Source organism: Cellulomonas wangleii (assembly GCF_018388445.1).
GTDB lineage: Bacteria > Actinomycetota > Actinomycetes > Actinomycetales > Cellulomonadaceae > Cellulomonas > Cellulomonas wangleii.
Genome location: NZ_CP074405.1, coordinates 3,479,981 through 3,492,527 on the forward strand (window position 1 = coordinate 3,479,981; position 12,547 = coordinate 3,492,527).

Sequence of the window (12,547 nt, forward strand, 5' to 3'; positions counted from 1 at the left end):
AGGCCGCGCGCGCGGGACCCGGAGCCCCCCGCGGACGCACGTCCCCCCGGTAGCCTGACGCCATGCCGACCCCTGCCCGCGCGCGCGGACGCAGGGTCAGCGCCGCCCAGGCGTTGGCCCTCCTGCTCTCCTTCTGCCTCGTCGCCGGGATCGGTGGCGTCCTCGCCGCCGGCCTGGTGCTGCCCGGCGTCGCCGTCGCCAACGGCGTCACGAGCATGTCCGTGACGGCGTTCGACGACCTGCCGAGCGAGCTCGAGCAGGCCCCCCTGCCGGAGAAGTCGGAGATCCTCGCGGCCGACGGCACGCTGCTGGCGACGTTCTACGACCAGAACCGCATCGTCGTGCCGCTCACCGAGATCGCGCCGATCCTGCAGAAGGCGGTCATCGCGGTCGAGGACCGCCGGTTCTACGAGCACTCCGGCATCGACCCCGCGGGCATGCTGCGGGCGGCCGTCGCGCAGGCCGGCGGCGAGACGCAGGGTGCGTCGACCCTGACGCAGCAGTACGTCAAGAACGTCTTCCTCGACGCGGCCGAGCGGGTCGAGGACCCCAAGGAGCGCGCGCGGCTGCGCGCCGAGGCCAAGGTGTCGAAGGGCTCGCCCGGCATCGCGCGCAAGCTCCGCGAGGCCAAGATCGCGATCACGCTCGAGAAGTCCATGACGAAGGACGAGATCCTCGAGAAGTACCTCAACATCGCCGCGTTCGGGGCGTCGGTGTACGGCGTGGAGTCGGCCGCGCAGTACTACTTCAGCAAGTCCGCCAAGGACGTGAACTACCTCGAGGCCGCGACCATCGCCGGCATCACGCAGTCGCCCAGCGCCTGGGACCCCGTCGGCGCGGCCAACCAGACCGACGAGCAGCGTGCCGAGCGGCACAAGAACTCCCAGAAGCGCCGGGACAAGGTCCTGCGTGACATGGAGCGCGAGGGGTACATCACCCCGGAGGAGCTGGCCGCCGGGCTGGCGACGCCGATCCAGGACACGCTGGCCGTCTCGCCGCTGCGCCAGGGCTGCATGTCGGCCGACGCGGCCGTGCCCGGCTCCGGGTTCTTCTGCGACTACGTCACCAAGGTCATCGCCAACGACCCCGCCTTCGGGGAGACGCCCTCGGAGCGCAAGAAGCTGCTGTACATCGGCGGTCTGCGGATCACCACGACCCTGCGTCCCGCGGAGCAGGCGGTGGCCGACGCCGAGGTGAAGGCCGGCGTCCCCGTGGACGACCCGTCGGGCGTCGCCAGCGCCGTGGTCACCGTGGAGCCGGGGACGGGGCAGATCACCGCGATGGCCCAGAACCGCAACTACTCGGCGCTGCGCGAGCAGCAGCCCGGCGAGACGTCGGTCAACTTCAACACGAGCTACCAGTACGGCGGGTCCGGCGGTTTCGCGCCCGGCTCGACGTTCAAGGTCTTCACGCTGCTGGAGTGGCTCAAGCAGGGTCACGCGCTGCAGGAGACGGTCAACGGCTCGCGGCTGCAGTACAACACCCGCGAGTTCACCGCCTCGTGCGTCGGGCGCTTCGCCAACGACACCTTCAAGTTCGGCAACTCCGAGAACGGCCGGGCGATCCCGCAGAACGTCCTCGACGCCACGCGGAACTCGGTCAACTCGGCGTACGTCGCCATGGCGTCCCAGCTCGACCTGTGCAACATCATGCAGGGCGCCGCGGACCTGGGCGTGACCAAGGCCGGCGACCCCAACTCGACGGGCTCGAACGGCAAGCCCCTGGGCGGCGTGCCCTTCGACCCCTACCCCGCGGTGGTCCTGGGCACCGACTCGACGTCCCCGCTGCAGATGGCCGCGGCGTACGCGACGTTCGCGTCCGGCGGCACCTACTGCAAGCCGATCGCCATCACGCAGGTCGTCAAGGCGGACGGCACCGAGGTGGCCGTCCCGTCGGCGGACTGCCGGGGCGGCGCGATCGACCCCAAGTACGCCTCCGCCATGAACTACGCGCTGAGCAACGTGTGGACCGGCACGGCCAAGTCCGTCGGGGCCCCGCCGTTCCCCTCCGCGGGCAAGACGGGGACGACGTCGAGCAACGAGTACAACTGGTTCGTCGGTTACACCCCGCTGCGCGCGACCGCCGTGTGGGTCGGCTTCAGCGACGCCATGCGGTCCATGAACCGGGTGACCATCAACGGCAAGCGGTACACCAGCGGCCCGTACGGCTCGTCGATCGCCGCCCCGACGTGGAAGCGGTACATGACCCAGATCCTCGCCGGCACCGAGAACCCCGGGTTCTCCCAGCCGGCCGACCGTGAGATCTACGGCGAGCGGATCCCCGTGCCGTCCGTGCTGGGCCTGGACGAGCAGCAGGCGCGCGATCGGCTGGAACGGGCCGGGTTCGGCATGTCCGTCTCCGGCGAGCAGATCGCGTCCGGCTACCCGGCGGGCACCGTCGCGGAGCAGTCCGCGGCGACGGCCTCGCGGGGCTCGACCATCACCGTGAAGCTCTCCAGCGGGCAGCCGGCGGCACCGCAGAACCCCGGCCCCGGGCCCGGCGGGCCCGGCGGCCCCGGCACCGGTGGGCCGGGCGGCGGCGGTGGCGGCGGCGGCCGTCCGGGCCCGGGCCAGCCGTGAGCGGTGGCACCCCGGCGACCGGCGCGGCCGGCCTCGCCGGCACCGCCCTGCGTGCGGCCGGCGGGCTGGCCGTGGCCGGGGCCGCCGCCCTGGCGTGGGCCTCGCTCGTCGAGGTCCGCTGGTACGCGCTGCGTGAGGTGACCGTGCCGGTGCTGCCCCCGGGGCAGGCGCCGCTGCGGGTGCTGCACGTCTCCGACCTGCACCTGACCCCCGGGCAGCGTCGCAAGGTCGACTGGGTCCGGGACCTGGCGACGCTCGACCCGCACCTGGTCGTCGACACGGGCGACAACTGGGCGCACGCCGACGCGATGCCCGCGCTGCTGCGGGCGCTCGAGCCGCTGCTCGCGGTCCCCGGGGCGTTCGTCCTGGGGTCCAACGACTACGTGGCACCGGGGTTCAAGAACCCCGCGCGCTACCTGCTGCCCGACGCGCGCCACGCCCCGCAGCGCCCGCCGGCGGCGCTGCCCTGGCGGGAGCTCGTCTCGCGGCTGACGTCCGCCGGCTGGGTCGACCTGTCCAACCGCCGCGACGCCCTCGAGGTCGACGGGCGCCGGCTGTCGCTGGTCGGCACCGACGACGCGCACATGGAACGCGACACGATGCCCCCGGCGGGCGGCCCGGACGACGCGCGCACGTCCGACGGCCGCTCCCCCGCGGTCGACCTGCACGTGGGCGTCACCCACGCGCCGTACCGGCGGGTGCTGGACGCCATGCACGCCGACGGCGTGGACCTGACGATCGCCGGGCACACGCACGGCGGGCAGCTCGCGGTGCCGTTCTGGGGAGCGCTGACCACCAACTGCGACCTGGACCTGCGCCGCGCCAAGGGGCTGCACGGCTGGCCGGGCGCCCGCCCGGACCGGGCCGACGGTGCGGGCTCGTCGTGGCTGCACGTCTCCGCCGGGCTCGGCACGTCGCCGTACGCACCCGTGCGATTCGCCTGCCGGCCGGAGGCGACGCTCCTCACGCTGACGTCGCCCTGATCGGATTTCGTCGCGGGGGTCCTCGTCGGCTATCCTTGCCAGGCTCCACGGGGTGTGGCGCAGCTTGGTAGCGCGCTTCGTTCGGGACGAAGAGGTCGTGGGTTCGAATCCCGCCACCCCGACAGGTCGAAGGCCCCTGATCAGCAGAGATGCGGATCAGGGGCCTTCGTCGTGCGTGACGGGCGGGACCCTCGGGGTGCGGGCGCCCGTAGCGAGCGCGCCTCGGGTGCCCGTCAGGCGTGCGCGGCGCGTGCGCGGCGGCGCCGGCCGGCGCCCGCCACCAGGGCGACGACGCCGGCGCCCACGGTCGTCCCCAGCAGCACCAGCAACGCCCCGACCAGCCAGAGCCCGGACTCGTCCCGCGGCGCCTGGGTGGCCACCCACGCCGCCGTGAACGTCACGGCGACCGTGGCCACGGCGCGTCGGCCGCCGAGCGCCCGGACCGCGAGCACGGTCACGGCCACGAGGCTGACGACGCAGCCCACGACCTGCCACGCCTCGTAGGGCCCGGTGACGTCGCCGGTGACCGGGTCCGTCCGGTACTGCGTGTCCCACCCCAGCCAGGCGAACCAGCAGGCGGCGGTCAGGGCCGCGACGAGGGCGTACCGGGCGGCGGCGCGCCCGGGGCCGGCGGCGGGGTGGTCCGGTGTCGTGGTCACGCCGGGAGTCTGGCAGACCGTCAGCCCTCGGGGCCGAGGTAGGTCACGTCGCCGTCGGACACGCTCAGCTCGACGCGCACGTCGGCGGCCGCGTCCGTCGGGCCCTCGACGCGCTGGCGTCCGTTCGACGTGATCTCCAGCGCGACGGGGTCCCCCGTCCCGTGGACCGTCACGTCACCGTCGACCGCCTGCACCGTGACGTCGCCGCGCACCTGCGCGACCAGCACGTCGCCGTCCCGGTTCCGCGCCGTCAGCGCACCGCGCACGTCGCGCGCCTCGATGTTCCCGTCGGAGCCCCGCACGTCCGCGTCGCCGGCCACGTCGGCCAGGACGACGGCGCCGTCGCGGCTGCGCACCGCGACGTCGCCGCCGGCCTCGGTGACGCGCACGTCGCCGTCCGAGAGCTCCACCGCGACGTCCCCGCGCACGCCCTGCGCCGTGACGTCGCCGTCGAGGCCGCGCACGTCGAGGTCACCCCGGGCACCGGAGACGTGGACGTCGCCGTCGGCCGCGCGCACCTCGACGTCCGCGGCGGGCCCGGCCACCCGGACCTCGCCGTCGACGGTGCGGACCACCACGTGCGTGCCCTCGGGGACCGTCACCTCCAGCCCTGCGGAGCAGCTCGTCAGCCACACGCCCTCGCACTCGTGCCGCACGACCGTCCGGTCGCCGTCCGAGGTGACCTCGTACCGGGGCCCGCCCCAGGCGAACCGCGCGACGCGCTCCACGCGCACGTCGTCCACCGCGGACACGGTGACGAGGACCTCGCTGTCGGCGACGAGCTCGACGACGTCCGTGGCCGCGAGCGTCGCCGCGGCGGACGTGGTCTGCGTGAACATCCACGCGAGGACCTGCACGACGCCGAGCGCGAGCAGCAGCGCCGCGAGCACACCGCCCACCACGGTCAGGGCGCGACCGCCGGCGGGGCGTCGCGCGGGTGCACCCGGGGTGGCGCCCGGGGTGCTGTCCGGCGGTGTCGGCGGCGGGACGTGCGTGGGCTGTGCGGCGGTCACGGTCGGGCTCCGTTCGTCGGGCCGTCCTCGAGCCAGCGCAGCACCGCGAGGACGCGGCGGTGGTCGTCGGCGTCGGGCGGCAGGTCGAGCTTGGTGAGGATGGAGGTCACGTGCTTCTCGACGGCCGGCAGGCCGACGACGAGCCGCTCGGCGATGGCCGCGTTGGACCGGCCCTCGGCCATGAGCGCGATGACCTCGCGCTCGCGGGGCGAGAGCAGGTCGGACAGGGTGCGCCGCGAGCGGGCGAGCACCTGCGCGACGACCTCGGGGTCGAGGGCCGTGCCGCCGGCGGCGACGCGGGCGAGTGCGGCGAGGAAGTCGTCGACGTCGGCCACGCGGTCCTTCAGGACGTACCCCAGCCCGCGCGCGTCGGCGGCGAACAGCTCACGGGCGTAGCGCTGCTCGACGTACTGCGAGAGCACCAGCACGGGCAGGCGGGGGTGCAGGCCGCGCAGGTGGACGGCGGCGCGCAGACCCTCGTCGGTGTGCGTCGGGGGCATGCGGACGTCGGTGACGACCACGTCGGGCAGGTCGGCGGCCGGGTCGCCCAGGACGGCGACGAGCTCGTCCGCGGTGCGGTAGCCGGTGACGGTGTGCCCCTCGGCGGTGAGCAGACGGGTCAGCCCGTCGAGCAGGAGGACGGAGTCCTCGGCGATCACGATGCGCACGGCACCTCCACGGTGAGCACGGTGCCCCGGCCGGCGGGGCTGACGAGGTGGAACGTGCCGTCCAGCGCCTCGACGCGGCGGCGCAGGCCGTCCAGGCCGCCGCCGGGCGCGGTGTGCGCACCGCCGGCGCCGTCGTCCGCGACCTCGATGCGCAGCCGGTCGCCGTCGACCGCCGCGCGGACGGTGGCCCGCGTCGCGGTCGCGTGCTTGGCGACGTTGGTGAGCGCCTCGGCGACGACGAAGTACGCCGCGGCCTGCGCCTGCGACCCGACGCCGTCACCGACGCCGTGGGCGTCGACGTCGACGGGCACGGGGCAGCGGGCCGCGAGTGCCGACAGCGCGGCGTCCAGGCCGCGGTCGGTGAGGACGGCGGGGTGGACGCCCCGGACGAGGTCGCGGAGCTCGGCCAGCACCTCCTTGACCTCACCGTGCGCCGCGTCGATCGCGGCGACGGCCGCGGCGGGGTCCTGCGCGGCGGCCCGGCGTGCGACGCCCAGCTCGACGCCGAGCGCGACGAGGCGCTGCTGGGCGCCGTCGTGCAGGTCGCGCTCGATGCGGCGGCGCTCCTCGTCGGCGGCCACGACGGCGGCCGTGCGCGTCTCGCGCAGGTGCTCGGCGCGGTCCTCGGCGACGTCGGCGCGCTGCTCGGCGGCCCGTGCCGCGCGCTCGGCCTCAGCACGCGAGCGTCCTCCCAGCAGGGTGCGCGTCAGCCGGACCTGCGCGAGGTTCGTGAGCTGCACGACGAGCGCCGCGAGCCACAGCGCCGCCACGGCCCCGGGGACGAGGAGCACGAGGTGGATCGCGTGGACCCGCCCCGCGAACGGTGCGGCGGGCACGACGAGCGCGAACGCCGCCACGCTCAGGGCGACGGACCCGGCGGTCCACGCCAGGAGGCACGTGAGCAGCGCGTGCGCGAGGGCCGCCCACGAGCGGGCGTCGCGCAGCCACGGCCACCACGTGCGCGGGTGGTACGGCGCCCCGGGGCCGGGTGCGGGCGGCAGCACGACGACGCCGAGCTGGGCCCGCAGCCGCGCGCGCTCCCCGGCGCCGTACCCGCGGGCCAGGACCAGCGTCAGGACGAGCAGCGGCACGCCGACGACGAGCACCACCAGCCCGATCCCGAGCGCCACCCCGGTGACGAGCAGGACGGACGCCGCGAGGCTCACGGCCGCCGCCAGGACGATCTGCCCGGCGCCGGCCCAGGTGGCACCCGAGACCGGTGCCAGCCCGAGCGCGCGACCGCCGGTGAGCATCGGCGCGACGACGCGCACGTCGTCGGCGAGCGGGACCTCGTCCGGGAGCGGAGGCGCGGTGGTGGCCTCGACGGTTGTGCTCATGCCGACGACGGTAGGCGTCGCGCGCGGGCCGGCGCTGCGGTGCCCGCCCACGTGGCGGGGTAGGGCACGCCCTACCCCGTACCCGGGCGGGTGGCGCCGGGGCGCCGCCTCATGGCGGCGGGGACGTGCACGAACCGTCACCCGACGACGTGCCTCCCCTCCCCTGCCGGGGCGGGTGCGGCGGTCGCCGGGTGACGGTTCGCGTGCGGTACCTCAGGACAGCTGGAGCCGGAACATGCTCCAGGACGCCGGCGGGAGCTCCGCGCGCAGCGTCGTGCCGTCGACCGCGGCCGACGTGTGGGGCCGCGGCGCGACGCGGTCGGGCTCGTCCATCGTGTTGGCCGCGAACAGGTCGTCGTCGGCGAGCAGGACGGCCTCCGTGAGGGTCGCCGCGCCGAACCCGCGCAGGTCCGTGGCGAAGGCGACGGCTTCGGCGGGGTCGCGGTTGACCACGAACACGGCGAGCTGTCCCGTCTCGGCGTCGTGGGTGGCGACCGCGTCCAGGACCGCCACCTCGCCGTGCTTGGCGGTGGTGAGGGTCGGTGCGTCCACCCGCAGGTCGAGCACCTGGCCCCGCGCGTGACGTGCCGTGAGCGCGAACGGGTGGAAGATCGACTGGCGCCACGCCGGGCCGTCGGGCTCGGAACGGATCGGGGCGATCGTGTTGACGAGCTGCGCCTGGCACGCGATCGCGACGCGGTCGCTGTGCTGCAGCAGCGTGATGAGCAGCGACCCGACGACCACGGCGTCGAGCACCGTGTACGCGTCCTCGCTGAGCCGCGGAGCCTCCGTCCAGTCCGTCGGCAGGCCGGACTCGGTGAGCGCCTTGTTGTACCAGACGTTCCACTCGTCGAACGAGATCATGATCTTCTTCGACGACTTCAGGCGCGCACCGACCGCGTCGGCCGTGGCGACGACCTCGCGGATGAACTTGTCCATGTCGACGGACGAGGCGAGGAAGCTGGCCCGGTCGTCGCCGTCGAGCTCGTAGTAGGCGTGGGCGGACACGTGGTCGACGAGCTCGTACGTGTGCTCGAGGACCGTGTCCTCCCAGGCGCCGAAGGTCGCCATCCCGCGGCCGGAGGACCCGCAGGCGACGAGCTCGAGGTCGGGCTCGACCTGGCGCATCGCGCGCGCGGTCTCGGCCGCCAGGCGGCCGTACTCCTCGGCCGTCTTGTGCCCGAGCTGCCAGGGGCCGTCCATCTCGTTGCCGAGGCACCACGTGCGGATGGCGTGGGGCTCGGGCGCGCCGTGCTCGACGCGCAGGTCGGACAGCGCGGTGCCCTTCGGGTGGTTCGCGTACTCCAGGAGCTCGACGGCCTCGGCGATGCCGCGCGTCCCGAGGTTCACGGCCATGACCGGCTCGATGTCGGCCTTGCGGGCCCAGCGCATGAACTCGTTGAGGCCGAACGCGTTGGTCTCGATGGTCTTCCACGCCGGGTCGAGGCGCGTCGGGCGGTCCTCGACGGGTCCGACGCCGTCCTCCCACCGGTACCCGGAGACGAAGTTGCCGCCCGGGTAGCGCACGGCCGTGACGCCCATCTCCCGCACCAGCTCCAGGACGTCGCCGCGCAGACCGTCCTCGTCCGCGGTCGGGTGCCCGGGCTCGTACAGCCCGCCGTAGACGCACCGACCCATGTGCTCGACGAACGACCCGAACACCCGGCGGTTGACGGGGGCCACGACGAAGGCGGGGTCGATCGACAGCTTGCCGCTCTGCATTGCTACTCCTGTGCTGGGGGCGCCGCGACGGGTCACGGGCGCGGGGTGGTGGCCACGGGCCCGGGCGCCGGGGTTGCCGGCGCCCGGGCTCACCGCGACTACTGGCCGATCTGGTTCTGCAGGTCCTTCTGCGCCTGCTCGAGAGCCTGCGACGGCGCGACGCCGTTCTCGTAGACCTCGGTCAGGGTGGTGGTGGTGAAGAGGTTGTTCAGCGTCGGCAGGTTCGGGTTCGCGAAGCCGTCGAAGTGGCCGATGCCGTCCTTGACCTCGTTGAGCACGTCGAACAGGTTCGTCCGGAAGTACTTGTTGAACTTGTTCTCCGGGTCCTTCGTGACGGCCTCGTCCTCCCACACCGACATGTTGACGGGGTCGAAGCCGAGGACCTCCCACACGGCGACGTTCGCCTCGGGCGAGAGCTTGGCGAACGCGAGCCACTCCGCCGCGAAGTCCTTCTTGGGCGAGGACTCGATGACGGCCGTGCCGGTGCCGCCGCCACCGATCGTGGCGACGTCGCTGCCCTCGACGACGGGCGCCGGGGCGATCGCGATGTCGCCGGCGAGGTCGGGCATGTAGTCGACGAAGCGCGACGTGTACCAGGCGGGGTACACCACGGCGGCGTAGTCGCCGCTGTTGATGACGCCGAACGCCTGCTCGTCGTCGGGGCTGCCGCCGGGGATCGTGGAGATCGCGCCCGCGTCGAGCATGGCCTTCTGCATCTCGAACGCCTTGACGACGTCGGGGTTGGCGACGTCGACGTCACCGTTCTCGTCGAAGAAGTTGCCCCCGAGCTGCGCGACGATGAGCGGCTCGACGAAGTTGACGGTCGTGCTGGCGATGCCGAACGCCTTGCCGGTCGCCGCGTTGTACTTCGCCCCGGCCTCCGAGAAGTCGTCCCACGTCTCGATGGTCGTGTAGTCGATCCCGGCCTCCTCGAGGAGCGCCGCGTTGTAGAACGTCACGAACGCCCCGACGTGCATCGGGAAGCCGAGCATCTTCTCGGCGCGGGTGTAGAGGTCCAGCCGCGCCTGGACGATGTCGTCCTGGTAGGGCTTGGCGGCCTCGGACAGGTCCATGAGCGGGGTGCGGCCGTCCTCCGACACGAAGTTGGCGAACTTGTTGACCTCGATGTCGACGACGTCCGGCAGCCCGGAGCCCGCGTTGACCGCGAGCTGCAGCTTGTTGTGCATGTCCTGGTACGGGTAGACGGTCACGTCGAGGTCGACGGGCCGGTCAGGGTTCAGCTCGTTCCACTCGTCGGCCATCTGCTCGTAGTAGTCCGCGTGCAGCTCGGCGAACACCCACATGTCGAGCTTGGTGGCCTCGCCGTCGGCGGGGGCCGCGGCGGGCTCGTCCGAGCTGCCGCCGCACGCCGAGAGCATGAGCGCCCCGGCCAGGCCGGCCGCGACGAGCGCCGAGTACCTGCGTGGTCCTGCCATGGTGGTGACTCCGTTTCGTTGTGTGGTGCGGGTGGTGCGGGTGGGCGATCAGCCCTTGAGCGCCCCCGCCGTCATCCCGGCGACGAAGAATCGCTGGAAGCAGAGGAAGAGCACGAGGACGGGCAGGAGGGAGAAGAAGGACCCGATGATCAGCAGGTCGTAGTTGTTCCCGTACGGCGTCAGCAGGGTGTTCAGGCCGATCGGCAGCGTGAACTTCTCCGCCGAGCGCAGCACCAGCAAGGGCCACAGGAAGTTGTTCCACGTGACCATGCCGTTGAGGATCCCCATGGCGGCCAGCGCGGGCCGCGAGATGGGCAGCACGATCCGGAAGAAGATGCCGAACTCGGTGACGCCGTCCACGCGGCCGGCCTCGAGCAGCTCCTTGGGGATCCCCATGAAGTACTGCCGGAAGAAGAAGATCGTCACGGACGCCGCGAGGAACGGGATGACGATGACGCTGTACGAGTCCGCGAGCCCGATGTCGTTCACCATGACGTACAGCGGCAGCATCATGATCTCGAACGGCACGGTCATGAGGAGCAGCACCGAGATGAACGCGGCGGTCTTCCCCTTGAAGTCGTACATCGCGAAGCCGTAGGCGACGAACGAGCTGACCAGGAGCGTGCCGGCCACCTGGACGAGCGTGAGGCCCACCGAGTTGGCGAACCACCGGAAGTACAGGCCCGAGTCGGTGAAGATCATGACGTAGTTGTCGAACCGGAACGACGAGATGTCGACGTCGAGCCGCAGGCCGCTGCGCATGATCTCGCCGCCGTCCTGGAACGTGCCGACGAAGATCACGACGAGCGGCACCAGGACGATGAGCCCGATGACGACGAGGAAGATGCTCTGGATCGTCACGAACATCGCCCGGGGCAGCGGGTACTTGCGACGGCCCCCGGGGACGCCCGTCCCGTGCTCCGCCGAGGGGGCGGGCGTGGTCGTGGCGGTGGGCGCGCTCATCGGGACTCCTTCTTGAACGTGCCGGTGAGGGTGAGGTAGGTGAGGTTGATCGCCATGATCACGACGAGCAGGACCACCCCCACGGCGGACGCGTAGCCGAGGTCGTTCTCCTCGATGCCGCGGCGGTACAGGTAGCCGACGACCGTCAGACCCTGGTTGTTCGGGGAGCTGTTGCCGGCGTAGAGCATGAAGCTCTCGAGGAACATCGCCAGTCCGCCGTAGATGCTGATGGTCGTGACGTAGACCATCGTCGGCTTGATGTTCGGCAGGGTGATGGAGAAGAACTGCCGGAGCTTGCCGGCGCCGTCGATCGACGCCGCCTCGTAGAGCTCGTCGGCGATCGACTGCAGGCCGGACAGGAAGTACAGGATGTTGACGCCGGTGTACCGCCAGGTGGCCAGTGCCAGCAGCGCGACGAGGCCGCCGAGGTCGGTGCGCAGCCACCGCACGGGGTCCGCGCCGAACCACGCGATGACCTGGTTGACCAGGCCCGTGCTCGTCTCGGCGAACATGAGCCGGAAGATGATGCCGGCGACGACGACGGACGTCAGCGCGGGGATGAACATCGACGCCTTGAAGAGGTTCTTCAGGCGGTCCGACCCGAGCCGGGCGTTGATCACGACCGCGAGCAGCAGCGGGACGGGGATGAGGATGACGAGCGTCAGCACCATGTAGCGGGCGCTGTTGTACATGGCCTGCCAGAAGATCCGGTCGTGCCACAGCCGCTCGAAGTTGTCGGTGCCGACGAACGCGGCCTCGCCGAACATCACGCTCTGCGTGCTCATCACGAAGGTCCGGACGAGCGGCACGGCCCAGAACGCCAGCAGCGTGATGACGAACGGGGCGATGAAGAAGTACGGGGCCAGACGCTGCGAGTACAGCAGCCCCTTGAGCCTGTGCCCGAGCGGCGTGCCCGGTGACGCCGGTCGTTCCTGCAGCTGTGCCACTTCCGCTCCTCCTGCCTTCCAGGGGAGGCCTCGCCGCTCGACACCTCTGTCGAGCAGGGCACCCTGGATCGGACGTTTCGCCACACGTGGCACGATGCTCGTCCCCTATGACGATATACACCGCTGACCTGGCGTTTTACGACGTCGTAACCGCCACGCCACTATTGCGCGCGCGGCGTACGTCTGTCAACCTCTCGGCATGGGAACGACGGGACGGCCTGGGCCGGGCGCAGGGGCGGA

10 protein-coding genes and 1 tRNA gene are annotated in these 12,547 nt (G+C 72.5%); 3 read left to right on the forward strand and 8 right to left on the reverse strand.

The window, feature by feature from the left end; translation table 11 throughout:
- Positions 1 to 62: 62 nt before the first annotated feature.
- The 3 genes from KG103_RS15960 (at position 63) to KG103_RS15970 (ending at position 3,684) form a co-directional block, all read left to right on the forward strand.
- Complete coding sequence (locus tag KG103_RS15960) at positions 63 to 2,579, forward strand: penicillin-binding protein (RefSeq protein WP_207339481.1); 2,517 nt, start codon at positions 63 to 65, stop codon at positions 2,577 to 2,579.
- Positions 2,576 to 3,562, forward strand: a complete 987-nt coding sequence (locus KG103_RS15965; protein WP_249670636.1) for a metallophosphoesterase — start codon at positions 2,576 to 2,578, stop codon at positions 3,560 to 3,562. The genes KG103_RS15960 and KG103_RS15965 overlap by 4 nt, the downstream gene beginning before the upstream one ends.
- Before the next feature lie 48 nt (positions 3,563 to 3,610).
- Positions 3,611 to 3,684, forward strand: a tRNA-Pro gene (locus tag KG103_RS15970).
- A gap of 111 nt (positions 3,685 to 3,795) precedes the next feature.
- Here KG103_RS15970 and KG103_RS15975 read toward each other — a convergent pair.
- The 8 genes from KG103_RS15975 to KG103_RS16010 form a co-directional block, all read right to left on the reverse strand.
- Complete coding sequence (locus tag KG103_RS15975) at positions 3,796 to 4,221, reverse strand: hypothetical protein (protein ID WP_207339482.1); 426 nt, start codon at positions 4,219 to 4,221, stop codon at positions 3,796 to 3,798.
- 20 nt (positions 4,222 to 4,241) lie between these two features.
- Positions 4,242 to 5,234 carry a DUF4097 family beta strand repeat-containing protein gene (locus KG103_RS15980; protein ID WP_207339483.1) on the reverse strand — a complete coding sequence of 331 codons (993 nt, stop codon included), beginning with the start codon at positions 5,232 to 5,234 and terminating at the stop codon, positions 4,242 to 4,244.
- Positions 5,231 to 5,902: a response regulator transcription factor gene (locus KG103_RS15985; RefSeq protein WP_207339484.1), complete on the reverse strand. Its 672-nt coding sequence runs from the start codon at positions 5,900 to 5,902 to the stop codon at positions 5,231 to 5,233. Before KG103_RS15985 ends, KG103_RS15980 begins: the two co-directional genes overlap by 4 nt.
- Positions 5,890 to 7,239 carry a sensor histidine kinase gene (locus KG103_RS15990; protein WP_207339485.1) on the reverse strand — a complete coding sequence of 450 codons (1,350 nt, stop codon included), beginning with the start codon at positions 7,237 to 7,239 and terminating at the stop codon, positions 5,890 to 5,892. The genes KG103_RS15985 and KG103_RS15990 overlap by 13 nt, the downstream gene beginning before the upstream one ends.
- 213 nt (positions 7,240 to 7,452) lie before the next feature.
- Entirely contained in the window at positions 7,453 to 8,961 is a 1,509-nt protein-coding gene (arfA, locus tag KG103_RS15995) for an arabinosylfuranosidase ArfA (RefSeq protein ID WP_207339486.1), read from the reverse strand.
- A 98-nt stretch (positions 8,962 to 9,059) separates the two neighbouring features.
- Entirely contained in the window at positions 9,060 to 10,397 is a 1,338-nt protein-coding gene (locus KG103_RS16000) for an ABC transporter substrate-binding protein (RefSeq protein WP_242635198.1), read from the reverse strand.
- Between the two features lie 48 nt (positions 10,398 to 10,445).
- Entirely contained in the window at positions 10,446 to 11,360 is a 915-nt protein-coding gene (locus tag KG103_RS16005; protein ID WP_242635197.1) for a carbohydrate ABC transporter permease, read from the reverse strand.
- Complete coding sequence (locus tag KG103_RS16010; RefSeq protein ID WP_249670637.1) at positions 11,357 to 12,307, reverse strand: carbohydrate ABC transporter permease; 951 nt, start codon at positions 12,305 to 12,307, stop codon at positions 11,357 to 11,359. Before KG103_RS16010 ends, KG103_RS16005 begins: the two co-directional genes overlap by 4 nt.
- Positions 12,308 to 12,547 lie beyond the last annotated feature (240 nt).